Raw genomic sequence first — 22,662 nt, forward strand, 5'->3', positions numbered from 1 at the left:
GGCCGGAAGGACTGCCGGTCCGGGCTGATCACCTGAGCGACTTGCAGGCGGGGCAGGTCACGCTGAGGAACCAGCCCGACACCTTCACCTGCGTGATCGTCAAGCCGCACAGGGTCTTCGAGGACCCGTTCCACCAACTGCGTGACTTCTCGATGTGGATGACGTACTTGGACATGACGCACTCGATTCGTGTCAGATGTGGACAGTCGGGAACCGGCGTTCGGGGCGGTCACGAGTTCGTGTCGTCGGCGGGGCAGACGACACGGGGGAGGTGGATGTGCTGGTGCCGCACGGTCACGGTGAAACCGAGGTGCCGCAGGTCATCCGCCATGACTTCGGCAAGCGCGGCTGAGCGGTGACGCCCGCCTGCGCAGCCGAACGCGATGACACAGCGCCGTGCCTGCGGAAAGCCGAACGCGAACTTAAGCGCGGCGGCGATCGTCTCCGACGCTCCAGGCGTGTCGAGGACCACCTGTTGCACCACGGGGTCGCGGCCGTCGGAGTCGAGTAGTCCAGCGGCTCGCACAGCGGCGGGGTCGCGGAGGTAGCGGCGCACGTCGTAGGTGGCGTCTGCTTCCGGCGCGGTGCCGTGCAGGTAGCCGAACGAGACGATCTCGAAGTCACCAGAGAACAGGTTGGTCGCCATCACGCGGCCTCCGTCGTCTCTGCGGCCTCGAAGCACGTCCAGCACTGACGGGTGCTCGTCGGCACGACGTAGAGACGGTCGTGGCCGCACTCGGCGCAGATGCGCCGCGCGAGGTTGGCCTTCGCGAGCGCGGTCCACTTGGCCGGGGTCATCGGCCGGACCGGCGCGGCCGTCTCGATCAGGTACAGCGACGCGAACGACGTCTTACCTGATCCGTTGTGCCGCACGTACATCACGGCCACGGGGTCGTTTCCGTTGGGGCGCAACCCCATCGCCCGCAACTGGCGGAAGGTGGCGAGCTTGTCCCGAGGGGCGCACCCGTAGGACAGCAACGGCAAACCGTCGTGCATGCCACGCGTGAACTGCGGAGCGTCTGACCACGCCACGGCGGCCAACACCCACGGGAACCGGCGCGCCATCAGGCTGCCTCCGTCCCGAACGGCGTGGACGTGGTGGCCTGAACGCGCAGAACGCGCACCGTGCCACCCAGAACGCGGCTCTCGATGCGGCGGTACCTCTGCGTACGGGCCGTGCCGTCCAGCAACGCGGACGTCGGGACGAACGGCAGTTCCGCCAACTCGTCCTCAACGTCGGCGATCAGCAGGTCAATCGACGCTTCGTCCAGCCCGTCCGGGCTGTAGTTGCGCTGGTCTTCCGTGGTGCGCATCGGTGCTTCCTCCCATGTGGTCGCCGCCACATTGGCGACAGGAAGGACGCTAACAGTTGTTATGTGAGCAGGTCAACTGTTTGGTGGTGATTTGCCTAGAAAATGCCCTCTACCAGCGCAAACGCTGGTCAGCATCCTGTTTGGTTGCTGGTATGCTCCGACCTAACAGCGGTCTAGTGGTCGGAGGATGCATGTCAGGCGAGGGACCTCGCGTCACGAAGCCCGAGGCTGGGTATCAGCAGGTGGCCCGCAACATCCGCAACCAGATCGCTGCTGGCCTGTTGCGCGACGGGCAGGCGTTGCCATCCACGCGTGAACTGGGGGAGGAGTGGGGTGTCAGTGTCTTCACTATCAACAAGGCGATGGAGCTTCTGATAAAAGAGGGCTTGGTTATCAGTAAGGAGCGTTCTGGTCGCGTGGTAAACGCGCCGGATCAGGTGTACCGCACCGAGATGCGTACGGTAGCGCCGCACGTATTCCTAATTGGCGGCTATGCGGGCAGTGGAAAAACTGAGTTGGGGAGAATTCTCGCCCGCGCTACCGGCTGGCCTATTCTGGACAAAGACACGCTGACTCGCCCTGTTGTTGAGGCTGTGCTGGAAACTCTGGGGCTCTCGCCGAATGATCGAGAGTCGGAGGCTTATCTATCGAAAGTGCGCCCTCGTGAGTATGAAGCGCTGATCAACGCTATGACCGAGAACGTTCAGTGCGGAAGCAGTGCGATAGTCACAGCGCCGTTTATCAAAGAATTCAAAGACATGGCGTGGCTGAATCGCATGGCGGCTAGTTGTGCCGACATGAACGCTGACATGACGGTTGTCTGGGTGTACTGCGACCCCGCGACCATGCACACCTATATTCGGCATCGTGGTGCGGCTAGGGACGCATCCAAGATTGAGAACTGGTCCGACTACCTAGATGTGATTGATGTCGACTTTCGGCCGCCTGTGCCGCATAAGGTCATCGATAACAGTGCATCCGGGGTGCCGCTGCAAACGCAAGCGCGCGATTTGATTGCGCAAGTCGCGGAGCAGCGCTGACTTGAGTCGTGTTGCTAGCTGATGAGGGGCATAATCTATGACCGTGGCCAAGATTCTTGTGAGTAATGAGGAAGACGACAGGGCTGGACATGAGTACCTGAAGGATATTGCAGGGCTAGAAATCGTCGAGTACGACCCAGATAATCTCGTCTTGGATGAGTTGCAGCGCTCGGTTCAACTGCTTATGCCGCCATATCGGGGGAGTCATCGAACTCTTGGTTTGATTGAGGCTCTACCTAATCTTCGCATGGTGCAGCTCCTCTCGGCAGGCGTAGACGAGTGGAGACCTCACGTGCCGAAAGACGTGACAGTGGCTAGTGCACGCGGAGCGCACGCCGGACCGGTCTCTGAGTGGGTGCTGTCGGCGATTTTGACGCAGGTGCGTCAATGGCCTGCACTGGTGAGGTTTCAGGATCGGCACATATGGGCTCACCGTCAGTTCGACGCTGACACACTTGCTGGAAGGCGTGTGCTCATTGTCGGTGCAGGAAGTATTGGAATGGCGGTTGCGCGAAAGCTTGAGGCTTTTGACGCTGAGTCGACGCTGGTAGCCAGCTCTGCTCGACACGGTGTCCACGGCCCCGACGAACTACCGCACCTGATACCGGGGCACGCTGTCGTGGTTGTTACGACACCGCTAACGGAGACGACTTTGGGCCTTGTTAATGCTAAATTCCTGGCTGCTATGGATGATGGCGCGCTGCTCGTAAACGCTGGACGTGGGCAAGTCGTCGACACGGACGCCCTGGTCCGTGAGTTGCAGAGCGGTCGTCTCCGCGCGGCGCTAGACGTGACCGACCCAGAGCCGTTGCCTTCCGAGCACCCAATGTGGGACTGCGCAGGAGCGATTGTCAGCCCGCACGCTGCTCGTACCGTCCCTGGCACCAATCGGCTTTGTTACCAGGTGGCAGCGGGGCAAATCGCGACGTTCCTATCAGGCGGCACGCCGTCAAACGCGGCCTACCTCTAGGACGGCTGTAGCCGGGAGGGGTCTCTGGGATCGGTAACTGCGGTGACATCGGTAACAGTGCAGGTCAGACCGTTACCGCAAGGGATGCTGTTACCGATCGTTGCGGTAACTCTGAGCCCACAGGACGCGCGAGGCCGTCGCTCGGTGGTACGGCATTGGTACTTGCAAGAGGGCGTGGAGTTCGTTTTGCCGGCGTCGGTGTTTGCGCTGGTAAGAGCCTTGTTGGCCGCGCGACGGCGGTCGCCAAACATCGCCAATGGTTCACCCCCTCCGGCTACAGCGTCTCTGCCTTTGAGTGCTCGTCGCAGCGGCGACCGGGTTACCGAGCCGATCGGTAACAGCGCCCCTTGTGGTAATCGTCTGACCTGCACTGTTACCGATGTCACCGCAGTTACCGATATCTGAGAGGCAGTGGAGCGGCTACAGCAGCGCGAGGAACTCGGCGGGTGTCAGGCCTGCCTGTCGGATGATCGAGGCGAGCGTTCCGCGCTTTACGGTGCCGTGCATGGGCACGATGACCGTGCGGCCGTCCTCGTGTCGGTAGACGGCGTGGCTGCCTTTGGTGCGGGTGTGCTCGAATCCGAGAGATTCCAAGACGCGGGTGACCTTGCGGACGGCAACGTCCGACAGTGCAGGACTCACGCGGCCGTGCCCGGCACCTGGAACGAGGTCACCAACGGCGTCGAGGTGACCGGAGGTTCAGGCACCTCGGACAGGTACAGCTCGACTGCTTCGCGGAGGTTGCTCAGCGCTTCCTCGATCGACTGACCCTGACTGGCCACGTCGATCTCAAGGCACTGAGCGATGTACCAATCCTCTTCCTGGTGTACCGCTGCGGTCAGCGTCCGCTGTTCGCTCATGCCCGTTAGTGTCCCACTGTGGGACATCTCGTGTCTTCCCTCGATAGCTCCTGTCCGGCTGCTCAGTGCTAGCAGGAGGCACGTGTGGAACGAGGCGGGAGAGTGACGGTCAGACGCGGCTGTTGTCGGCGTGGACGCTCTGAGGCGGCTCTGAGAGCGACGCAGGCGGGACAGTTCGAGAGGCCCGCTGTGTTGGGTGCCGAGAGGACGCGGAAGTGCGCTCAGGCAGTGTCCACAGTGGATGGCTCCGTCTCAGTTTCCGTCTCAATTGTCGTTCGTACGGCACTGTTCGCCACCGTTCACGGACGTCCGTAGAACTTCTAAGTAGCGACTTGACCAGCACAGATGCACCTCGGTGAGTCTGGCCGGACAGACGTTCGCAGACCTCGAAAGCGTGTGAGGTGAAAGCCTCCGTGGGTTCAAATCCCACCGCCACCGCTGTTGAAGGGCCCCGGAGCGATCCGGGGCCCTTCTTGCGTTCTCAGACTCTGGCCATGGTCAAAAACGTACGCGTTCCAGCAGCAGCGAGAGCAGGTCCGCGTCCCCGAACACCTCCAGCCCGTCCAGCGCCCGACGCCGGTACACGGCCAGCACCAGGTCGACGACGGGGCCGCGCAACGCCACGGACGCCTTCGCGTGGCCCTCCTGCACCACCGGCGCGGGACCGGTGAGATCGATCACGAACTCCGCCTCGACGTCCGTGGCGTGCAGGTGCACGGTCCCGGAACCGGCGAGGGCGGCGGTCTCGGAAGGCCACCGCTGGAACGCGTAGGGCAGTGCCAGACCGGTCCACTCGCGCAGCGTGTCCTGGGCGATCTCGGGGTCCAGCTCGAACGGCACGCCCAGGGCGTTGCACACGTCCCACCTGTGGATCACTGTCTCGTGCGTCATCCGCCGCGACCACACCCGTGGACCGGGGTAGCCGTTCAGCGGCGCGATCATCTCGTCCGGGTCGACCTCTCGCAGCACCTCCGCGAGCGACGCCGCGCCCTCTCGCAGCCAGGGGATCAGCACGGACGCGCGTTCACCCTCATACGACGACAGGAGTTGCGCGCCGTTGCGCGAGAAGTCGATCTCCGGAAGTCTGTCGCGAAGCATCGAGTCGGCCCAGCGGTGTGCGTGGCCGACGTGGCGCAGCAGTTGGTTGAGGGTCCAGTCCGGAGTCGACGGGACCTGTATGCCCAGGTCAGCGTCGTTCAGGGTAGAGACCAGCAGGTTGGTCTGGTTGATGATCTCGGCGCAGCGGCGCTCGTAGCTCAGAATCCCCACACGTCTGAATGTAGGGACGCCGGCCTGTGCCTGGGAGGGGCCCACCGGCCGGCGTTCCGAGAGTGAGCATACACCATGATCGAACACTTGTTCGAGTGATCATTGATGGGCCAACCGGTTAACCGTTAGTAACAACGGCTACCAAAGCTCACCCGATCGGGGAAAGATGCGTCGGTCCGCCGCATCCCCTGGAGGAAGTTTTGAGACCCACCCTGCCCGTCGTCGGGACAGCGGTGGCGGCACTCGTGCTCGCCGCCGTCCCCGCCGTCGCCGCACCCAGCTCCGACGCGCTGATCTCCGAGGTCTACGGAGGCGGCGGCAACTCCGGCGCCACGCTGACGCAGGACTTCGTCGAGCTCGCCAACAAGGGCACGAGCGCGGTCAGCCTGGACGGCTACAGCGTCCAGTACATCTCGGCCACCCCCGGTGCGACCACGCAGTGGGGCGTCACCCCGCTGACCGGCTCGATCGCGCCCGGCAAGACGTTCCTCGTCGCCGAGGCCAAGGGCACCGGCGGCACCGTCGAGCTGCCGGCCCCGGACGCCACCGGCACGATCGCCATGAGCGGCACCAACGGCACCATCGCGCTGGTCTCCGGCACCACGGCGCTGACCTGCAAGACGGCCGCCGACTGCGCCGCGGACGCGCGGGTCAAGGACCTCGTCGGCTACGGCACGGCGGTCGTGCGCGAGGGCACCGCGACGGGCGCGCTGAGCAACACCAGCTCGGCGGCGCGCAAGACCGGGCTCCCCGACACTGACGACAACTCCGCCGACTTCACCGTCGGCAACCCGACCCCGACCAACTCCAAGGGCGAGACCCCGGGCGGCGGCGACCCGGATCCCGAGCCCGACCCGGACCCCACCCCCGGCGACAAGCGCATCCACGACATCCAGGGCGTCACGCGCATCTCGCCGCTCAACGGCCAGAAGGTCACCAACGTCCCCGGCGTCGTCACCGGCACGCGCGCCACGGGTGACCGCGGCTTCTGGATCCAGGACACGACCGGCGCCGACGCCGACCCGCGCACCAGCGAGGGCGTCTTCGTCTACACCGCGGGCAGCGCGCCGACCGTCGCGGTCGGCGACAGCGTGCTGGTCAGCGGCACGATCGCGGAGTACCGGCCGGGCGGCGAGACGGGGTCCAACCAGACCCTCACCGAGATCACCGCGCCGACCACGATCACCGTCTCCAAGGGCAACCCCGTCCCGGCGCCGGTCGTCGTGAAGAACATCCCGGCCGGCTACCTGCCCGCGCCGGGCGGCAGCATCGAGCAGCTCCCGCTGGAGCCCGCGAAGTACGGTCTCGACTACTTCGAGTCGCTCGAGGGCACGCTGGTCCAGGTCGACGACGCCCGCGTCGTGGGCCCGAGCAACAACTTCGGCGAGGTCTGGGTGACGGTCAACCTCGACCAGAACCGCAACCAGCGCGGCGGCACCACCTACACCGCCTACGACCAGGCCAACAGCGGTCGCTTGAAGATCAAGACCGTCGGCGGGCTGCCCGCCGCCGACGTCGGTGACGTGTTCGCCGGCGCGACCGTGGGTGCCATCGAGTACACGAACTTCGGCGGCTACACGCTGGCCGCTCTGACGCTCGGCGCGCACACGTCGTCCAACCTGCAGCGCGAGATCACCGCGCAGCAGAAGGAGGCCGAGCTCTCGGTCGCGACCTACAACGTCGAGAACCTCGACCCGTCCGACCCGCAGACGAAGTTCGACCGGCTCGCCGAGGGCGTCACGACGAACCTGCGCAGCCCCGACGTCGTCGTGCTGGAGGAGATCCAGGACAACAACGGCGCGACCAACGACGGTGTCGTCGCGGCGGACCAGACGCTGCAGAAGTTCTCCGACGCGATCGTCGCCAAGGGCGGCCCGCGCTACCAGTGGCGTCAGATCGACCCGGAGAACCTCAAGGACGGCGGGGAGCCCGGCGGCAACATCCGCGTCGGCTTCTTCTTCAACCCGGAGCGGGTGTCCTTCGTGGACCGTCCGGGCGGCGACTTCTCCACGCCCGTCCAGGTCGTGAAGAAGAACGGCCGTGCGGCGCTTTCCGTGTCGCCGGGCCGGATCGACCCGCTGAACGACGCGTGGGCGAACAGCCGCAAGCCGCTCGCCGGTGAGTTCAAGTTCCGCGGCCGCACGGTCTTCGTGGTCGCGAACCACTTCAACTCCAAGGGCGGCGACGAGGCCGTCCACGGCCGCAACCAGCCGCCGAACCGGACGTCCGAGGTGCAGCGGGCCAAGCAGGCCACGGCGCTGAAGGCGTTCACGGAGCAGCTCCGCGCGGTCGACAAGGGCGCCAACGTCGTCCTCGCCGGCGACCTGAACGACTACCAGTTCTCGCCCGCGCTCAAGACGCTGACCGGTGACGGCAACCTCAAGGCGCTGATCGAGTCGCTGCCCGCCGCCGAGCGGTACAGCTACGTCTTCGAGGGCAACTCGCAGACGCTCGACCACCTCGTGATGAGCAAGAACATCACGCGCTTCAGCTACGACGTCGTCCACATCAACGCCGAGTTCGCCGACCAGGCGAGCGACCACGACCCGCAGATCGTCCGCGCCCGCCCGTCCACGGGTGACGCGAACGTCGACAGGATCGTGTTCGCGCTCGAGGACCTCATCGACTGCCTGAAGAAGTAACCGCTTCCACCGCTGCCGTCGCCGCGTCATCCACCCTGGGACGCGGCGGCGGCAGCGGCCGTCGCGGCCACCACACCGGCCTGGATCGCCTCGACCGCCCGGCGCACGGCGTCACCCGCCCAGTTGCCGGCGGCGATGTCCTTGGCCCGCTTGTTCATGTCGCGCTTGTCGCCCGCGACGACCTTGTGCACGGACTTCACCGCGTACAGCAACGTGATCAACGCACCGGTCCGCGCGTCCGCGCCCCGATATCCGAGCGCGACCTCGCCGACCGCCTTGCGCACGCCACCGGCCGCGGTCTCGTCGGTGATCACGTAGCTCTTCGCCGGGAAGATCCCGAGCACCTTCCTCGACTCGACCCGCACGACACCACGGCCTTCGAGTTGCGCGGCCACGTTGTCGCGCACCTTCTTGCGCAGACGTTCCACGGCCCGTTGCGGCTTCATCGGCTTGTCGAACCGCGCCACCGACTCCTGCAGCAACGGGTCCTTCAACGGCGTCGGATCGACGACCTGGAGCTTCTTGCCGTTGGGATCGAACGCGACGCGCCCCGAGTTCACGAGCTCGATCAGCACGGCGCCCGCGAGCGCGTTCTCCACCGACGAGGAGTCGGTGTGCAGCTTGCCGTTCTGCTCGTTGATGAACAACAGCATCAGGTCTTCAGGCAGCATGCCCTCACAATGCACCAAGGGCGCCGAACGTTGAACGTTCGGCGCCCTTGTCAGCGAGCGGAGGATACGGGATTTGAACCCGTGAGGGGGTGAACCCAACACGATTTCCAGTCGTGCGCACTAGGCCGCTATGCGAATCCTCCGTGGAGAACCATACCGGATGGGGTGCTGACCACCCAAAACGGGGGGTCAGACGGGGTGCACGGCTGGACCCGTGGGCTTGCACAGCGCTCGGTGACAACACGATTGCTGAGGTTGAGACATGGGGACGACCACGTGCACAAGCGCGGCTGTGTGGGACATGCAGGCCGAGAGGTGGCGCAAGTCACTCAAGGCCCAAGGGCTCTCAGACAACACGCTGAGGGGGTACCTCTACACCGCCCAGCGGTGGCGGAAGTGGCTTGAGACCGAGGGCTACAACATCGAGCCGGACGATGTCGAGTCGTTCCACATCGACGAGTTCATCGTCGACATCATCGACAAGTCCTCGCCCGCGAACGCGGCGCACCATTATCGCAACCTGCGCGTCTACATCACCTGGCTTAAGAAGCGGAAGCAGATCACCGGCGGCAACCCGTTCGATGAGACCGAGGCACCGAAGGTGCCAGATAAGCTCACGCCGCTATTGAGCGATGAGGACCACGCGGCGATTCTATTGGCGTGCAGGGGTACGGATCTCCAGGCGCTCCGCAATATGGCGATCGTCCTTCTGTTCATCGACACGGGGATGCGCGTCTCGGAACTTCATTCCCTGCTCGCCGAGGACATTGACTTCAAGACCAAGCGGCTTTTGGTCAGGGGTAAGGGAAAGAAGCTTCGTTGGGTGCAGTTCGGTGCAAGTACGGGTCTTGCTCTGGCGAAGTACCTCAAAGCACGGGCTAAGCATCCGCTCGCCGACTTCAATCCTGCCCTTTGGCTGTCGCGTAGGACCGACAAGCCGCTGTCGATCAACGGTATTAAAAGGATGCTGAACCGGCTTGGTCAGAGATCGGGCCTCGTCGACTCTCTGCACGCTCACCGCTTCCGGCACGACTTCTCGCACCGTTGGCAGGATGCGGGTGGTAGCGAGGCCGGATTGATGGCTATTGCTGGCTGGGACTCCGAGCGGATGCCGCGCCACTACGGAAAGATTGCGGCCAACCATCGCGCATTGGCGGAGCACGAGCGTCTCTCGCTGGCTGATCGTCTGGTCTCGTAGTTGCGGTGACGAGAGTGCGTTGTGCTCGGGGTATGGCTGCTTCAAAGAACCTCACCCCAGCACAACGCAAACTCCGTTCCTCGGCGGCGGCGTTGGCGTCGTGGGCGAATACAGAAGATCCCGCAGCACGAACGGAACCGGCTCGACGCGCAGCCCTACAGCGTTTCGAGAGCCAAGTCGATCCGCATAGAACCCTTGAACCCGAGGAGAGGGAACGGCGGGCGCTGCTGGCCCGCCGTGCGTACTTCCGAGGCTTGGCGCTGCGCAGCGCACGAGCGCGGGCGCGCGGGCTGAGGTCCGACCGTGCGGATACGTAGCGGTGTCAGCAGGCGCATCAAGACGGGGAAGGTCGACCCAACGTGGGCCGACCCTCCGCAAGCGCGGCGCAGCCCGTCAGGCGGACGTTGAAGCCGCGACACTCGGAGAGGACATGAACGCAGCCCACGCGGCAGGCCCGAACGTCAGCGTTACCGCGTTCACCGTGTTCTTGGAGTCGCGCACGTGCACACTCTCGCGCGCCAACCCGACTTCGACGCAGGCCTCGGGACTGCCGCCGCTGTAACTCGACTTCTTGAAGCGCACCTGGTCCATCTATCTGGTTACCTCCTGAGGCGGAACTCTGTCAGCCGTGGCGGCGGCTGAAGCGGCCTCGGAGCAACGAACGAGGATCTTGCGAGCGTCGTTGTCCACCACCGCCACGTTCCACAACTCGTCCATCAGACGGTTGTAGGTCTCGATGTCGGAGGGCGTTTCCGTGTTGATCTCCGTGTCAACGGTCTCGATCAGCACGCGTTCGCCGACGATCCAGAAGCCGTTAGGCGGAACTACCGGAAGCCGGGTGCCCAACGGGATGATGCCGAACCTCACGCGAAGTCCGAGCAGCGCGAGCAATCTGTCGATCTGCGCGACCATCACGTCGGGAGGGCAGACGTAATAGAGCAGCGCCGACTCGCAAATGAGCAGTTCGATCTCTTTGGCGTTGTCGTAGAGGGCGTGCTGCCGCTGCATGCGGATGCTCAGCGCCTCTTCGGTGTCGATCGGAACTCGCTGGAATCTGGCGGCGGCGTCGAAGACCCACCGTGCATAGTCGGCGATCTGGACAAGCCCCGGAACGATGATCAGCTCGAACACGCGGATGCGTTTGGCCGTCGCCTCGATCTGCTTGCTGTAGGTCTGGCGGTCGCCGTGCCCTTTGCGAAGCTGATGCTTCCACGAGGCCGCGTCGATGTTGATCCCGCGCAGCCATGCGCGCATGCGCTCGATCTCAGACTCCGATGCCCCCGCCGTGGTCATCCACACGAGGACATCGGAGTCATCGGGATCTTGACGCTTATTTTCGATCTTCGAGACCTTCGAAGCATGCCAACCACACCGAGCGGCGAAGTCTTTGCCGTTCAACTTGGCGACGTCTTGCCGGACTCGCCGAAGTTCGTCGGCGAACTCGGCGCGGCGCTCCTCTGGCGTGCTCACAGGCTCCTCGTCGGTGGCTAGGTCTTGACGAAATCCTCGTACGAGACTGCCTCAGCCCAAGCAATCTTGCGCCATTGCTCGTACCGCGCCACCGTAGCGGGTTCGGTCACGATCTCTGCACCTGTGAGGCCTCCGGGACCGTAGTGGAGTACTGCGACCCGGACGTGATCGAAGATCCAGAAGTCATGCTCTGGTAGAGCCAGCTTCGATGCCTCAGCCTGTGTGAGCAGGCGGATTTCCTCTCCGGCGTCGATGTTCGCCGGTGTCACCTCCATCTGCCATCGCAGGTACTCGGTCAACGGCTCGGTCAGCAACCGAACCCGTTGGAATACCTTGCCGACCTCGGTAGCGGCCCGGATGTCGTCAAGCCAGGAACGCAACCATGCGAGGTCATCGAGTACAGGAACGCCGTCTCGCCATCGTTGCCACGGCTCGACCTCGTCAGGCTGGTTGTAGGTGCCCTGCGCCTCCCAGCGCCAAGCCGAACTCTCGAACTCGCGGAAGAGGGCGCCAAACGCTTCGCCGCTGATCAGCTCTGGCATCACACACCCTGAGGTGCGAACTTCAGCAGCTCGACGGGGATCTCGATGAGCGTCTCGGTGCCGGGCAACCCGCCCTCGCGAGCTTCAGCGGCTGCGATCGCCTCGGGGTCCGTGACGCGGTAGCCCTGCACTACGTAGGTCCCACGATCGGTAAGGAACAAGGTCGGACACGAGCCGCTGTTGCTGGTCGTGCCGAGGAACTCCAGTTTCATGATCTCCTCCAGGGATTGCGCACTGGGAGCATCCTGTTGCGCAATCGCTACCCGAGTCAACGCCACACCGGGTGACCTGCGGCTTCTGATGCTGCTCTGTGTAGCCATCCCGTAAGCCGACTGGGGCAAGTGTGCGCAAGATTGCTCGGATTGCTTGCTTTCGCGCTTGGGGTTCGGGATGGTGAGCGGGCGGAACTGGCGATGGGCACACGGACGCGGTCGCCAGTTCCGCTTCCACCGGCGTAGCGGTCTGCGCCGGCAATGACGCACGCCACTCGAAGGGAACCGCGGTGAGCACGCATCCAGATGTCGAGCGTCTTCTGCGCGTCGGATTCGACGTCTTGCCCCTTCTCGATCGAGACGGTGTGGACCACGCGTTGCAGTTCTGGCGCTGGGGCTCGGACCGGCAGTACCTCGACGTTGTCGCCGTCTTCAACGAGGACTACGCGGTTGCGACTCGATTGCCTCCTCAGCGGATGTGGGAAAGCCCTCTGATGCCGACGGCAGGGGCAGCGGTCCGCCCGATGCCGTTCGAACCTCTCGCCGTCGCGTTTGAACGGCGCTTCCAGTGGTCCCCGCCGGGCGACCACCTGCGGCAGTAGTCGCGATGAGTCAGTCCCTAGGACATAAGGAGATTTCGACGTGTTCGGTACCGCTCTGATCTTCACGGCCGTCTTCGTGCTCGGAGTGCTGTCGGTTGCTGCCCTGATGGTGTCGTGGTTCATCACGAAGACGTACGGGCAGCACGCTGGAGCCGGGGAAGGAACGATGTCCGTCGGTGACCTTGAGGAACGGATCAAAGCCGAGGTAGAGGCGTTGGTCGAGACAACTCGCCCGATCTCTCCGGAGAGGCCGTTCCCTAGGTCGCCTGCACCTCCGAGCAACCCGGCCGCATCTGTGTGGACGCTGCCTGAACTAGTTGCGGCCTAAGGCATGGCCGTCACACTCAAAGCCTCTGACGACCGGTGGCACAACGCGTCGATACGCGACGGCGACTCACATCGGGCACGGTCCATCGCTGGCAATGAAGTCACCCCTTTGTGCGACCGCGAACCGTTCGTGCCGATCCACTCGCCCAAGAGACCGGTCGATCCTGAACATGCTTGTCCCGCCTGCCTTGCTGCTAATGGTGGTTGAGGTGCACGGGACGCCGAGCGTCCACCACGGGAGAGGTTGATGCACGCACTCATTGCAAGTTCATTCCTGACTGACCACCTAGTGCTGAAACCGGATGACCAGCGAGCCATAAAGATTGGCTCTGCCAGGTTTGAGGAGTTGCTCGCTACTTCGGCGCGTGAGGATGCCGAATGTCCACAGTGGCTTGTAGACGCAGCGCGTGACCGCTGGGACCTCGACATCACGGGCAGGCCGCTCGTGCAGACAATCAAGGTGCGCGAGCCATCGCCACTCGGGTACGGCCGCGCGTCGTACGAGGTGAACCTCGGCTGCAACTACAAGTGCCCGCACTGCTACCTCGGAACGAAGACGTTCGAGGGCCTCGACTGGCCCGAGCGCGAGCAGATGCTGCACACGGTCCGCGACTCTGGGGCGCTGTGGTTTCAGATCACCGGCGGCGAACCGACGGTCGACAAGCTGTTCCCGCAGGTCTACACGACCGCATGGGACTTCGGGATGATGATCACCCTGTCGACGAACGGGTCTGTCCTGCACGCGCGCCCGATCCTCGACCTGCTGACCAAGCGACGTCCGTACCGGATCACCGTAAGTGTTTACGGTGCCAGCGCGAGTGTGTACGACGAGGTCACTCAACGGCCCGGCTCGCACGAGCTGTTCACAAAGGGCATCAAGGCGGCCCACGAAAACGGGCTGCCGCTGCGCTTCAACCTCGTGATGACGGACCGGAACGCCCACGAACTTGACGAGATGAAGGCGTTCGCCGGAGACCTTGGCGTCCCGTACCACGTGTACTCGAACATCTCGCCCACGATCTACGGCGGCGCGGAAACGCTGCCGTCACAGTCATCCGAGTTCCTGCGCACTCGCAGGCCGTTCACCGGGTGCGGTGCCGGACACACGCACTTTCACGTGGACCCGTTCGGCCGGGCGAGCATTTGCAAGGTCGGCCGCGACGCACAGTTCTCGCTCGTCGAACACGGTCTCGACGCGCTGCGCCAACTCGCCGGAGTCGCCGACTCACTGATGGGACGCACCGGCGGGTGCTCGGGGTGCAAGTTGTCGGGGAGCTGTTTCACCTGTCGCCCTCTGGCGAAGCTGTACCAGCAGGCGAACGCCCCCCTTGAGCGCTACTGCCAACACGGGGGGAGGTGATTACACATGTCCGTGGTGATGCTGGAACTGCTGCCTCCCTCGGCGGCTCCCGACCGAGAGGTCGACGAGACGGAGGAGACGGACGCGGCGGCGCAGATGACCGTCGCGCCTGACGCCGTCGTGATGCTCGACGACGTCGAGGTGCTCGGCGCCTACGCACGCTGCAACTGCGAAGCATCGGACGACAACCCGTACTGATCGGGTAGTCGCCAAACCGGGTGGCCGGACGCGCGTCGCGTCCGGCCACCCTTTGTCATGTCGGCTAGCCTCGCCCCGTTCAGGGGTGAACGACGATGGTTGAGGATCATGCAAGAACGCATCGAGTGGGACAGCCTGGACGCCGGGCTGCGCGACGCAATCGGCGAGCAGGTTGGGCAGATCACGGCGGCACGCACCCTGTCACAGGGGATGAATTCCGCTCTCGCCGCCGTGCTGGACACCCCCGGCGGGCAGGTATTCGTCAAAGGCATCCGCACCGATCATCCTGGCGTCGTTGCGCAGCAACGTGAAGCGACGATCAACCCGCATGTGCGGCCACTGGCCCCCGCCCTGTTGTGGCGACTCGACGATGCCGAGGGCTGGGACGTGCTCGCGTTTGAGTACGTCGAGGGCCGTCACCCTGACTATGCCCCCGGCTCGACGGACCTCTCCGCCGTCCTCGTGGCCGTCGATACCCTTGCCTCGCTTCCGGCGCCGGAACTGCCGCTGAAGGACGCACGCCAACGGTGGCGCGGATACCTCGACGACGCCGAGGCCGAGCTGCTCGGCGGCGAGACGTTGCTGCACACCGACTACAACCCGGACAACATCCTGATCACCCCGGACGGCACAGCCCGGATGATCGACTGGGCATGGCCGACGCGTGGCGCCGCATGGATCGACCCGTGCTGTCTCGCGCTGCGGCTGATCGCTGCCGGGCACACCGCCGCGCAGGCCGAGCAACTCGTGAGCCGCACGCACGCATGGGCGTCTGCGCCCCGTACTGCGGTAGGCGTGTTCGCCCGCGCCAACGTCGACATGTGGACCGACATCGCGACCAGCGACCCGAAGCCGTGGAAGCAGCGCATGGCGGACGCAGCCCGTCAGTGGGCAGACGGACAGCTCGCCTCTGCCTGATCTCGAACACGAGAAGAACGCCCCGCGCCCATGATGGGCGCGGGGCGTTCGTCGTTACGGGGTCTCGTGCTTGCCGAGGTAGGTCGGCGGCTGTGCGGAGCCGAGCAGGATGTGGGTCAGCCAGTCGGGCAGGTTCGCCTCGATCTTGCGCAGTAGCGGGTACACGACGCCGAGCACGATCGGCAGTACGACGAGGTTCGTCGCATTACCGAGAGCATCGGTGAGGTACGCCGGCGCGCCAAGGCCCATCAGGCCCGTGATGAGCGCGGCCCAGGCACCGGGGACGACGGTGCGAAGCCACGCGATGACGGTGTCGGACATGGTCCTCCTGTTGCGGTTGGGCTTTGCCGAGCGCGAACGTGAGCTCGGCGATTTCGGATCAGTCGCGGTGCGCGAGTTCTTCCTCGGCCGCGCGAATCAACTCCTCGATCTCGCCGACACGGCGCCAGACGTGCGCGCCGAGCAGCACGAGGACCAGGGCGAAAGCGGCAATGACTGCGGTGCGCACGGCGGTCATCCGCCGAGCAGGCGGCGCCAAGTTGCCGGCCCGACGACGCCGTCGACGGCGAGCCCGGCGCGGCCTTGCATGTAGCGCACGCGAGCGTCGGTGAGCGGCCCGAAATCGCCGTCGACGGTGAGCGCGGGCAGTGCCGGGTACCAGACGTTGAGGATGCGCTGCACCTCGCTCACCGCCGGGCCGGTCGAGCCTCGGCGGATCGTCGGACGCTGATCGGGCGCCGGTGGTGTCGCCGCACCGCCGCCACCACCACCGAGGACCTGCTGCACGCGTTGCGCCGTGAGCGTGCGTGCCGAGTTCCACGAGAGTTCGACGTGCAGGTGATCGTGGTGTGGGTGGGTGCCGTTGTACGGGCGCCACCCGGCGTCGGGATAGGAGCCGGACCAGATGTGCCGGTTGTAGATGACGCACTGCACGCCCAACTCGGCCGAGCTGTTGATCAGTTTGTCGGCGAGCACCTGCGCCCACCCGGCGCCGACGGGCACGCCGAGGTCGGTCGCTCGGCCCTCGCCATGCAGACTGGTCGTGTTGCTGCCGGGGATGATGGCGCAGTTGTAGATGCCGAGGTTGTAGCCGCCCTGCGCGCGGTAGGCGCCGAGAAACCACGACATGAGCGCCTGTGCGCCGCTGGTGGGTCCGCCGGTGCAGGACTTCGCTCCCTCGTATCCCCTGTAGATGCCCATGCTCAGGCCTCCTCGGTGGCGGGGGTGGCGTCGGCGAACGGCTCGACGTAGTCGGCGTGAGCCGGGTCGGTGATCGGGTCGGGCGTGACGTCGGGTGCGTCGGGGCCGACGACGTCGCCGGTGTCGGGGGTCGGTGCGGTCATGAGTTCCTCTCCGGTCGGGACTGCTGAAGGCGCGCGACATCGGCCGACGCACGGCGTGCGTCGGCTGGTCGGCGGGGTCGGGTTAGGTGGCGGTGTGCAGGCTCGGCGCGAGTTGCCGCCGCACGATGTCGCGGTCGATGTCGATGTATGCGGCGTCGGCGAGCACGCGGGCGCGCAGCTCGGCGAGGCCGAGGTCGTCGACGATGGTCACCGTGGCGCGAATGGCGTCGGTCTCGTCGGCGCGCATCCGGCGGGCCTTGGCGGTGAGGTCCTCGACGTCCTGCTCGGCGAGGTCGATTTCCTGCGTCATTTTCGCTCGCAGGTCGTAGCTGATTTCGGTGTCGCTGCCGGCCGTGGCGCCTCCGAGATGCGCCCGCGCGTACAGGGCGAACACGCGTGCCTGCTGCGCCTCGGCGGCCGTGTAGAGCGAGGCCTCGATCGTGCCCGGCGGGAGCGGCTCGCCCCGGTAGCCGTGCAGGCGCCAGTCGAGCACGAGCAGCGGGTCGTCGACGCCGTACAGCTCAAGGTCGGCGGCGATGGCCGAACGTGGCAGCACGTACAGCTCGATCCCGAGGTCGGTGCGCTGGGTGATCCGGTAGGACGGGCCGAGGCCCGGTTCGTCGGTGATCTCGGTGCCGATGATCTCGACGCGCATTCAGGCACTCCTCACGGCTAGCCAATGGATGTCGATCTCGGCGCCGCGAGACCAGTTGAACTGAAAACCCCGGTTGTCGTAGCGGCTGACTCCCCAGGTGACGCCGTCCTGCGGCGCGCCGGTGATGAGGGAGCAGTGCGGGACCGGGCTGCCGACGGTGATCGTTGCGCCGTAGTCGATCCGCACAGAGAAGGCGCCCGGCGCGATGTGCAGAAGACCGACGCCGATCATGCGCGTTGCCGACATGCCACGCGGCATCACGCCGTCGATGAACAGCTTTCCGCCGCCCTCGGCGTTCAGGCTCGCCGAGGCGTTCGCATCGCCGAACTGCTTGCCCAGGAACCACGAGCCGCCCTTGCGCATGATCAGGTCGACGCGGCCCGAGCTGTTACCGGTCTGCTCGGCGGACAGCGCCCACAGGGTGCCGTCTTCACGGGCGTGCACGGTGGGCTCGAACCCCGGCGTCCCAGACAGGCCGGTGAAGTGGATGCCGGGATAGCCGCCGAACGCGCTCGACGTGACGATCGCCCGCACGCCGGTCGTTCCGGTGCGCAGGGTGCCCGCGATGTCGGCGGCGCCGGTCGCCCCGGAAATCTCGACGGTTCGGGTCCCCGCGGAGTTCCACGCGTGAATGCCGTCCTCGTCGAGCTGCACGCGCGGGTCATCGTCGGAGGTGCGGATCGTTGCGCCGGTGATGGTCTTGCCGTCGATGGCATCGGCGGCGATCTTGCTCGCGGTGATCGCCCCGGCGCGGATGGCTCCGGCGGTGACCGAGCCGACGGCGAGCTGATCGGCGGTGATGCTGTTCGCGACGATCTTGTCGCCGTAGATCGGTTTGCCGACGAGGTCGGGCGGCACGAGCGGGCGCGTGCTGATCGTCGTCGGGTCGGAGGCGGCCGAGGTGTTGCCGCTGCGGTCGGCGGCGATGAGGTGGAAGCGGCGGCCCTGGTTGTATGGCTGGTCGGTGACGACGATGCCCCCGGCGCCTTCCAACTGCCCGACCCTCGCCGGGGCGGTGACGGCGGGAGGGGTGACGGTGAGCTGCCCGACGGAGGACTGCGGCCATTCGAGGTAGACCCCGGCGGCCGTGCCGTCTAGCTCGGCGACCTCGGACTCGGTGAGCGTGTCGGTGTGCACGGAGACGCCGTTGACGAGTACCTCAACGGCACGGCCACGCACCGCCAGGGCGAGCGTGAGCGAGTCGGGCGTCGCCCCGGCGGGCAGCGTCAGCGGTACCTCGCGATTGCTGGTCGCGGCGTCGATGTAGAGCGTGAACGGGTCGTCGTCTCTGCGGCGCACCAACGCGTACACGGCCCGTTCCTTGTAGGGCCATTCCTGCGATGGTCCCGGCGCGTATCGGGCGTAGACCCCGGCGCGGTACTGCTGCCCGAGTCGCAGGTCGGCGGCGGTGACCGTGTAGTCACGGGCGCCGGTGTCGCGTGTGGCCAACAGGTCCGAGCCGCCGGTGATGGTCAACCTGTTGTCCGCCACCGTGTACGCGGGCGCTCCGCCACTGGACGATTGCAGGACCGTCCACAGCGCCGGTTCGAGCTTGTTGCCGCTGTAGGCCCAGGTGTCCGACCAGATCGGGGCGTCGCTGCTCGCCTGCATCCACACGTCGACGTGGGAGAAGTCGGGCGGCATGACCTCGCCTGCGGCGCCCTTGCCGTCCCAGTCGACATGGATCACGCCGAGCCTGGTCGACAGGCGCGGTGCCGACGGCCGAGGTGGTGCCTCGGCATCGGCGGCGATGGTCACGGCGTAGGTGTTCGACCACGGGCCGATGACCCCGGCGCGGCTGACGGCGCGGACCTTGAACGCCCATTCGGTGCCGACGTCGTAGGGCGAGCTGGTCGCCGTGTTGTCGGGGTGCTGGGTGTCGGTGAGCTTGGACCAGGTGAGCCCGGCGACGTTGGGCCGCTGGTACAGCTCGTAGCGGGCGACCTCGATCGCCGTGCCGTCGGTGGCCTTGTCGACGGTGCCCCACGTGGCGGTGATCTGCCCGCGTGCGGCGCCATCGGAGTCGAGATACGCGGTCGTCGCGACGATCAGCCCGGCCGGTGCGGCAGGGTCGCGCGGGTCCGGTCCTTCCGGTGCCGGTCGGGTGCCCGAGCCGCCGCTCGCCGTCGAGCCTCCGACGATGCCCGCGGTGCGCTTGGCGAGCCGTAGCTCGCGTTCGAGGAACCGGTCGTTCAAGACGAGGTTGCCGCCGAGCGTGCCCGCCTGGTCGCGGGTGAGGGTGATCTGCCGAACCCGCAGCGACGCGAGCGAGCCCCCGTCGCCGGGCGCGAGCACGTAGTCGCCGGGCCGGTAATCCCGTAGCGGCAACCACTTCGCGGCACCGAACGACACGGCGCGGGTGATCTGCACGCGTTCACGGCCGGTGCGATCGAGTTCGGCCTGCGCGAGCAGCTGCATCGTGCCCTCATCGCGCACACCGCCTTGGGTGATGAACGATTCCCAACGCCCCCAGGGGGTTGGGGCGTTCGGGTTGGTGAGTTCGAGCCGGGCGGTGCCCTCACCCTTGACGTAGACGGCGGACGCGAGTTCCTCGAACGTGCCCTCGTCCGGGGCGTCGGTGACGTCGCGCCCGAGGCGCAGGTCGACAGGGGTGTCGCCGGCGGCGAGGTCGCGGGCGAGCACGGTGTCGGAGTTGAAAACCCGCAGTGTGCGGCCGGTCATGACCCAGTCGATGACGCCCTGCTCGGCGAGGTTGTCGAGCACGGTCAGCACGTCGACACCGGGTTCGTACGCGATCGTGAGCACCTTCGCCCACGGCTGCCCGGCGCTGTCCAGGGTCGGCGTGAAGTCGACCGCCAGACCAGGCAGCACGCCACGCGCTTTGGCCTCGCCGAGCAGCGTCGCGACCACAGTGCCCGCCGTCGCCGACAGGAACGGGCGCTTGCCCTCGGCGTTGTCGTGCTGGGAGGGGAACAACCGGGCCTTGCGCAGCATCCACGCGTAGGCGGGCAGCTCGAACGACCGCGTGCCGGTCGGGTCGACGACGTTGCCCGTGCGCTTGATGCGCAGGAACCGCCCGCCGAGGATCTCCGACCAACCTCCTGCAGAAGGGTCGTAGGCCTCGACGGCGACCTCGACCGGGTTCGCGAGCAGTGCGGCGCCCGGTGCGCCGAGCGTGTAGGACAGCCGCAGCGAGCCGACGTCGTCGAGCGGCACGGCCACGTCGAGCGAGAGCGGCGTCGGCAGCACGCCGAGACGCGGACCGTTCGGCGCGTGTGCGACGAGACGCACGTCGAAGTTCACAGGTACGCCCTTCTCGCTCGCAGCTCGACGAGCGTGGTGTCGCTGGTGCCGGTGCCCTCGACGAGCACCTGCACACCACGGTCGTGCGCCGATGTCACCGCCCGCGGCGTGAGCGCCAGGAACCGCGAGCCCGAACCAGGGCCACCGGTGACGACGCGTCCAGTCGCACCCGCCTCGGTGCCGTCGAACGACACCGACGGCGCCTCGTGCGCGTCCATCCGCCCGCAGTGCACCCGCAGCGCCCGCCCGGTCGGCAGCGCGCCGGGATAGCCGACCCAACCGCCGGTAGCGGTGTCGGTGACCCGCAGATCGGTCACCGGTCCGGTGATCCGCAGGACGGCGTCGGCGACGGGCGCGGTCGCACCGTCGAGGACGTCAACACGCTGAACTGCGCCGACCGTGCGCGTGGACCAGGCGGACGGCGTCGAATCGCGCCAGAACACGCCGGGCACGCGCAGCACCACGGCGAGCCGGGCACGGGCGGCGCCGATCCACACCTGCGGTTCGGACGCGGTGAGCACTGCGGCCTCGGCGGCGACCTCGACCACCCCGGGCGCGGCCCTGTACCGGACGTCGAGCAGCCGGTGCCGCACACCGAACAGCGCGTACAGCGCTTGCAGGTTGGCGTCGAGCCCGGCGGCGCCACGGTCGACGCCGTCCGGGCCGACGCCCCGCACGCCGAGGTGCAGGCCGATCGTGGTCGCCTCGACGTCCTCGCCGACCATCGGCAGCACACCCGGCCGACCGGGCACCGCGACGGACGCGGCCCGCACGCCGGGCAGCGGGCGGACCTGCGTCCCGGTGAGCAACTTCCAACAGCCCGAAGGATGATCGAGCGGGACACCGTCCACTGTGTATGTCGCCAGGTCAGATCACCCCCAGCGCACCCGCGTACTGCAACGACCGGTTGACCGTCGTCGAGGTCGGTTCGGCCTGTGGGTAGTGGTTGGTCACGTGCACGACCGGACCCGAGGCGCGGCGAGCATCGAACGGGTCCAGCGAACCCGAACCCTGGCCGCTCGGCGTAGCGAGCCGAGGCGCCGGAATGACCACCTTCGGAATCTGTGGAAGCGCTGCCATGTCAAGGAAAGCGCGGTCCACCGCACCCGACATGCGACCTAGGCCGATGACGAGTCCTTCACCGACGTGCACGCCTGCCTCGGCGGCGAGGCGCGACGGTGAGCGGATGCCGAAGAAGTCCAGCACGGAGCCCCACGCCGATTTGACCATCCCGAGCAGCTTGTCGCGGATGGCGCCCGCCATCGAGGAGAAGCCGTTGAGCAGGCCTCGAATGATGTTCACGCCGGTGTCGTGCAGCAGACGGCCGAGGTCGCCGAGCGCGCCGAGGATGCGCTGCGGGATGCCGCGCAGCCAGTCGACGGCCTCGGACCACTTCTGAACGATCCAGTCCTTGACCTGCCCGAACCAGGCGCCCACCTTGCCGGGCAGGGAGCCGAGCCAGCCGACCGCGTCGAGCACCCACTGAACGGCGAGCCGGACCCCGGCGACGATCGTGTCCCAGTGCTTGATGATCAGGCCCGGCAGGGACCAGTTGAGGAACAGCCACAGCAGGAAGTCGACGGCCGTCTGCACCGCGTTGACGATCCATTCCCACGCTGTGCGTCCGGCTGCAACCAGCCAGTCCCAGGCGGCGCCGACGGCGGCAACGATGGTGTCCCAGTTGGTCACGATCAGCACGACGAGTGCGATCGTGGCGGCAATCAGCAACGCCCACGGGTTGATCATCATGAGGACGTTCAGCACGCGGACGGCGACACCGACGACCTGAAACGCTTGTGCCGCAGCGT

The 22,662-nt window shown here is 66.3% G+C and carries 29 protein-coding genes and 2 tRNA genes; 10 read left to right on the forward strand and 21 right to left on the reverse strand.

Going from position 1 to position 22,662, the window contains the following annotated elements:
* Positions 1 to 28 precede the first annotated feature (28 nt).
* The 4 genes from AB0M48_RS07900 to AB0M48_RS07915 are packed head-to-tail and all read right to left on the reverse strand — an operon-like array spanning position 29 to position 1,313.
* Positions 29 to 175, reverse strand: a complete 147-nt coding sequence (locus AB0M48_RS07900; RefSeq protein WP_363836953.1) for a hypothetical protein — start codon at positions 173 to 175, stop codon at positions 29 to 31.
* Positions 176 to 229: 54 nt separating this feature from the next.
* Complete coding sequence (locus AB0M48_RS07905) at positions 230 to 646, reverse strand: RNase adapter RapZ (RefSeq protein WP_363836956.1); 417 nt, start codon at positions 644 to 646, stop codon at positions 230 to 232.
* Complete coding sequence (locus AB0M48_RS07910; RefSeq protein WP_363836960.1) at positions 646 to 1,065, reverse strand: RRQRL motif-containing zinc-binding protein; 420 nt, start codon at positions 1,063 to 1,065, stop codon at positions 646 to 648. The genes AB0M48_RS07905 and AB0M48_RS07910 overlap by 1 nt, the downstream gene beginning before the upstream one ends.
* Positions 1,065 to 1,313, reverse strand: a complete 249-nt coding sequence (locus AB0M48_RS07915; protein WP_363836963.1) for a hypothetical protein — start codon at positions 1,311 to 1,313, stop codon at positions 1,065 to 1,067. Before AB0M48_RS07915 ends, AB0M48_RS07910 begins: the two co-directional genes overlap by 1 nt.
* A gap of 242 nt (positions 1,314 to 1,555) precedes the next feature.
* On the opposite strand from AB0M48_RS07915, the gene AB0M48_RS07920 reads away from it, so the two are divergent.
* Positions 1,556 to 2,353, forward strand: a complete 798-nt coding sequence (locus AB0M48_RS07920; RefSeq protein WP_363836966.1) for a GntR family transcriptional regulator — start codon at positions 1,556 to 1,558, stop codon at positions 2,351 to 2,353.
* A gap of 43 nt (positions 2,354 to 2,396) precedes the next feature.
* Positions 2,397 to 3,323, forward strand: coding sequence for an NAD(P)-dependent oxidoreductase (locus AB0M48_RS07925; RefSeq protein WP_363836969.1), 927 nt, complete (start codon positions 2,397 to 2,399; stop codon positions 3,321 to 3,323).
* Positions 3,324 to 3,743: 420 nt separating this feature from the next.
* Here AB0M48_RS07925 and AB0M48_RS07930 read toward each other — a convergent pair whose 3' ends face one another.
* Both AB0M48_RS07930 and AB0M48_RS07935 read right to left on the reverse strand, forming a co-directional pair.
* Complete coding sequence (locus AB0M48_RS07930) at positions 3,744 to 3,965, reverse strand: type II toxin-antitoxin system HicA family toxin (RefSeq protein WP_090097659.1); 222 nt, start codon at positions 3,963 to 3,965, stop codon at positions 3,744 to 3,746.
* Positions 3,962 to 4,183 carry a type II toxin-antitoxin system HicB family antitoxin gene (locus AB0M48_RS07935; RefSeq protein WP_363836974.1) on the reverse strand — a complete coding sequence of 74 codons (222 nt, stop codon included), beginning with the start codon at positions 4,181 to 4,183 and terminating at the stop codon, positions 3,962 to 3,964. The genes AB0M48_RS07930 and AB0M48_RS07935 overlap by 4 nt, the downstream gene beginning before the upstream one ends.
* Before the next feature lie 354 nt (positions 4,184 to 4,537).
* On the opposite strand from AB0M48_RS07935, the gene AB0M48_RS07940 reads away from it, so the two are divergent.
* Positions 4,538 to 4,621: transfer RNA gene (locus tag AB0M48_RS07940), tRNA-OTHER, on the forward strand.
* Positions 4,622 to 4,681: 60 nt separating this feature from the next.
* On the opposite strand, the gene AB0M48_RS07945 is transcribed toward AB0M48_RS07940, so the two are convergent.
* The gene (locus AB0M48_RS07945) at positions 4,682 to 5,452 is read right to left on the reverse strand and encodes a maleylpyruvate isomerase family mycothiol-dependent enzyme (protein WP_363836977.1); all 771 of its coding nucleotides are present in this window, start codon (positions 5,450 to 5,452) and stop codon (positions 4,682 to 4,684) included.
* Positions 5,453 to 5,652: 200 nt separating this feature from the next.
* Here AB0M48_RS07945 and AB0M48_RS07950 point away from each other — a divergent pair, with 200 nt between their 5' ends.
* Entirely contained in the window at positions 5,653 to 8,094 is a 2,442-nt protein-coding gene (locus AB0M48_RS07950; protein WP_363836980.1) for an endonuclease/exonuclease/phosphatase family protein, read from the forward strand.
* Positions 8,095 to 8,120: 26 nt separating this feature from the next.
* Here the strand turns inward: AB0M48_RS07950 and AB0M48_RS07955 are convergent, their stop codons facing one another.
* The gene (locus AB0M48_RS07955) at positions 8,121 to 8,765 is read right to left on the reverse strand and encodes a GPP34 family phosphoprotein (protein ID WP_363836984.1); all 645 of its coding nucleotides are present in this window, start codon (positions 8,763 to 8,765) and stop codon (positions 8,121 to 8,123) included.
* A gap of 58 nt (positions 8,766 to 8,823) precedes the next feature.
* A tRNA-Ser gene (locus tag AB0M48_RS07960) sits at positions 8,824 to 8,908 on the reverse strand.
* A gap of 119 nt (positions 8,909 to 9,027) precedes the next feature.
* Between AB0M48_RS07960 and AB0M48_RS07965 the strand changes: the two genes are divergently transcribed.
* The gene (locus AB0M48_RS07965) at positions 9,028 to 9,963 is read left to right on the forward strand and encodes a tyrosine-type recombinase/integrase (RefSeq protein ID WP_363836987.1); all 936 of its coding nucleotides are present in this window, start codon (positions 9,028 to 9,030) and stop codon (positions 9,961 to 9,963) included.
* A gap of 393 nt (positions 9,964 to 10,356) precedes the next feature.
* Here the strand turns inward: AB0M48_RS07965 and AB0M48_RS07970 are convergent, their stop codons facing one another.
* The 4 genes from AB0M48_RS07970 to AB0M48_RS07985 are packed head-to-tail and all read right to left on the reverse strand — an operon-like array spanning position 10,357 to position 12,187.
* On the reverse strand, positions 10,357 to 10,554 hold the full coding sequence (locus AB0M48_RS07970) for a DUF397 domain-containing protein (protein ID WP_363836990.1): 198 nt from the start codon (positions 10,552 to 10,554) through the stop codon (positions 10,357 to 10,359).
* Positions 10,555 to 11,433, reverse strand: a complete 879-nt coding sequence (locus AB0M48_RS07975) for a helix-turn-helix transcriptional regulator (protein WP_363836993.1) — start codon at positions 11,431 to 11,433, stop codon at positions 10,555 to 10,557.
* A 17-nt stretch (positions 11,434 to 11,450) separates the two neighbouring features.
* Positions 11,451 to 11,975, reverse strand: coding sequence for a DUF6879 family protein (locus AB0M48_RS07980; RefSeq protein WP_363836996.1), 525 nt, complete (start codon positions 11,973 to 11,975; stop codon positions 11,451 to 11,453).
* The gene (locus tag AB0M48_RS07985; RefSeq protein ID WP_363836999.1) at positions 11,975 to 12,187 is read right to left on the reverse strand and encodes a hypothetical protein; all 213 of its coding nucleotides are present in this window, start codon (positions 12,185 to 12,187) and stop codon (positions 11,975 to 11,977) included. Before AB0M48_RS07985 ends, AB0M48_RS07980 begins: the two co-directional genes overlap by 1 nt.
* A 290-nt stretch (positions 12,188 to 12,477) precedes the next feature.
* Between AB0M48_RS07985 and AB0M48_RS07990 the strand changes: the two genes are divergently transcribed.
* The 5 genes from AB0M48_RS07990 (at position 12,478) to AB0M48_RS08010 (ending at position 15,592) form a co-directional block, all read left to right on the forward strand.
* Positions 12,478 to 12,789, forward strand: a complete 312-nt coding sequence (locus AB0M48_RS07990) for a hypothetical protein (protein ID WP_363837002.1) — start codon at positions 12,478 to 12,480, stop codon at positions 12,787 to 12,789.
* 40 nt (positions 12,790 to 12,829) lie between these two features.
* Positions 12,830 to 13,117: a hypothetical protein gene (locus tag AB0M48_RS07995; protein ID WP_363837005.1), complete on the forward strand. Its 288-nt coding sequence runs from the start codon at positions 12,830 to 12,832 to the stop codon at positions 13,115 to 13,117.
* A 246-nt stretch (positions 13,118 to 13,363) separates the two neighbouring features.
* Entirely contained in the window at positions 13,364 to 14,476 is a 1,113-nt protein-coding gene (locus tag AB0M48_RS08000; RefSeq protein WP_363837008.1) for a radical SAM protein, read from the forward strand.
* A gap of 6 nt (positions 14,477 to 14,482) precedes the next feature.
* Positions 14,483 to 14,674: a hypothetical protein gene (locus AB0M48_RS08005; RefSeq protein WP_363837011.1), complete on the forward strand. Its 192-nt coding sequence runs from the start codon at positions 14,483 to 14,485 to the stop codon at positions 14,672 to 14,674.
* A gap of 108 nt (positions 14,675 to 14,782) precedes the next feature.
* Positions 14,783 to 15,592, forward strand: a complete 810-nt coding sequence (locus AB0M48_RS08010) for a phosphotransferase (protein WP_363837014.1) — start codon at positions 14,783 to 14,785, stop codon at positions 15,590 to 15,592.
* A 54-nt stretch (positions 15,593 to 15,646) separates the two neighbouring features.
* Here AB0M48_RS08010 and AB0M48_RS08015 read toward each other — a convergent pair whose 3' ends face one another.
* The 8 genes from AB0M48_RS08015 to AB0M48_RS08050 all read right to left on the reverse strand — a co-directional run bounded on the left by AB0M48_RS08015 (position 15,647) and on the right by AB0M48_RS08050 (position 22,618).
* Complete coding sequence (locus tag AB0M48_RS08015) at positions 15,647 to 15,913, reverse strand: hypothetical protein (RefSeq protein WP_363837018.1); 267 nt, start codon at positions 15,911 to 15,913, stop codon at positions 15,647 to 15,649.
* Positions 15,914 to 15,971: 58 nt separating this feature from the next.
* Positions 15,972 to 16,109, reverse strand: coding sequence for a hypothetical protein (locus AB0M48_RS08020; RefSeq protein WP_363837021.1), 138 nt, complete (start codon positions 16,107 to 16,109; stop codon positions 15,972 to 15,974).
* Entirely contained in the window at positions 16,106 to 16,792 is a 687-nt protein-coding gene (locus AB0M48_RS08025; RefSeq protein ID WP_363837024.1) for a peptidoglycan-binding domain-containing protein, read from the reverse strand. The genes AB0M48_RS08020 and AB0M48_RS08025 overlap by 4 nt, the downstream gene beginning before the upstream one ends.
* 2 nt (positions 16,793 to 16,794) lie before the next feature.
* Positions 16,795 to 16,935, reverse strand: a complete 141-nt coding sequence (locus AB0M48_RS08030; protein WP_363837028.1) for a hypothetical protein — start codon at positions 16,933 to 16,935, stop codon at positions 16,795 to 16,797.
* Between the two features lie 82 nt (positions 16,936 to 17,017).
* On the reverse strand, positions 17,018 to 17,590 hold the full coding sequence (locus AB0M48_RS08035; RefSeq protein ID WP_363837031.1) for a hypothetical protein: 573 nt from the start codon (positions 17,588 to 17,590) through the stop codon (positions 17,018 to 17,020).
* Positions 17,591 to 20,854 (reverse strand): hypothetical protein, encoded by a 3,264-nt coding sequence (locus AB0M48_RS08040; protein ID WP_363837034.1) that lies wholly within the window; start codon positions 20,852 to 20,854, stop codon positions 17,591 to 17,593.
* On the reverse strand, positions 20,851 to 21,663 hold the full coding sequence (locus AB0M48_RS08045; RefSeq protein WP_363837037.1) for a hypothetical protein: 813 nt from the start codon (positions 21,661 to 21,663) through the stop codon (positions 20,851 to 20,853). The genes AB0M48_RS08040 and AB0M48_RS08045 overlap by 4 nt, the downstream gene beginning before the upstream one ends.
* Before the next feature lie 58 nt (positions 21,664 to 21,721).
* Complete coding sequence (locus AB0M48_RS08050; protein WP_363837041.1) at positions 21,722 to 22,618, reverse strand: hypothetical protein; 897 nt, start codon at positions 22,616 to 22,618, stop codon at positions 21,722 to 21,724.
* Positions 22,619 to 22,662 lie beyond the last annotated feature (44 nt).

Origin of the sequence: Lentzea sp. NPDC051208, from assembly GCF_040682435.1 — a bacterium.
Lineage (GTDB): Bacteria > Actinomycetota > Actinomycetes > Mycobacteriales > Pseudonocardiaceae > Lentzea > Lentzea kristufekii.

Coding starts and splice junctions, on each gene's coding strand:
- AB0M48_RS07900 (WP_363836953.1), bottom strand. CDS start 175: ATGTCCAAGTACGTCATCCACATCGAGAAGTCACGCAGTTGGTGGAAC.
- AB0M48_RS07905 (WP_363836956.1), bottom strand. CDS start 646: ATGGCGACCAACCTGTTCTCTGGTGACTTCGAGATCGTCTCGTTCGGC.
- AB0M48_RS07910 (WP_363836960.1), bottom strand. CDS start 1,065: ATGGCGCGCCGGTTCCCGTGGGTGTTGGCCGCCGTGGCGTGGTCAGAC.
- AB0M48_RS07915 (WP_363836963.1), bottom strand. CDS start 1,313: ATGCGCACCACGGAAGACCAGCGCAACTACAGCCCGGACGGGCTGGAC.
- AB0M48_RS07935 (WP_363836974.1), bottom strand. CDS start 4,183: ATGAGCGAACAGCGGACGCTGACCGCAGCGGTACACCAGGAAGAGGAT.
- AB0M48_RS07955 (WP_363836984.1), bottom strand. CDS start 8,765: ATGCTGCCTGAAGACCTGATGCTGTTGTTCATCAACGAGCAGAACGGC.
- AB0M48_RS07965 (WP_363836987.1), top strand. CDS start 9,028: ATGGGGACGACCACGTGCACAAGCGCGGCTGTGTGGGACATGCAGGCC.
- AB0M48_RS07970 (WP_363836990.1), bottom strand. CDS start 10,554: ATGGACCAGGTGCGCTTCAAGAAGTCGAGTTACAGCGGCGGCAGTCCC.
- AB0M48_RS07980 (WP_363836996.1), bottom strand. CDS start 11,975: ATGCCAGAGCTGATCAGCGGCGAAGCGTTTGGCGCCCTCTTCCGCGAG.
- AB0M48_RS07985 (WP_363836999.1), bottom strand. CDS start 12,187: ATGAAACTGGAGTTCCTCGGCACGACCAGCAACAGCGGCTCGTGTCCG.
- AB0M48_RS08000 (WP_363837008.1), top strand. CDS start 13,364: ATGCACGCACTCATTGCAAGTTCATTCCTGACTGACCACCTAGTGCTG.
- AB0M48_RS08005 (WP_363837011.1), top strand. CDS start 14,483: ATGTCCGTGGTGATGCTGGAACTGCTGCCTCCCTCGGCGGCTCCCGAC.
- AB0M48_RS08010 (WP_363837014.1), top strand. CDS start 14,783: ATGCAAGAACGCATCGAGTGGGACAGCCTGGACGCCGGGCTGCGCGAC.
- AB0M48_RS08015 (WP_363837018.1), bottom strand. CDS start 15,913: ATGTCCGACACCGTCATCGCGTGGCTTCGCACCGTCGTCCCCGGTGCC.
- AB0M48_RS08020 (WP_363837021.1), bottom strand. CDS start 16,109: ATGACCGCCGTGCGCACCGCAGTCATTGCCGCTTTCGCCCTGGTCCTC.
- AB0M48_RS08025 (WP_363837024.1), bottom strand. CDS start 16,792: ATGGGCATCTACAGGGGATACGAGGGAGCGAAGTCCTGCACCGGCGGA.
- AB0M48_RS08030 (WP_363837028.1), bottom strand. CDS start 16,935: ATGACCGCACCGACCCCCGACACCGGCGACGTCGTCGGCCCCGACGCA.
- AB0M48_RS08035 (WP_363837031.1), bottom strand. CDS start 17,590: ATGCGCGTCGAGATCATCGGCACCGAGATCACCGACGAACCGGGCCTC.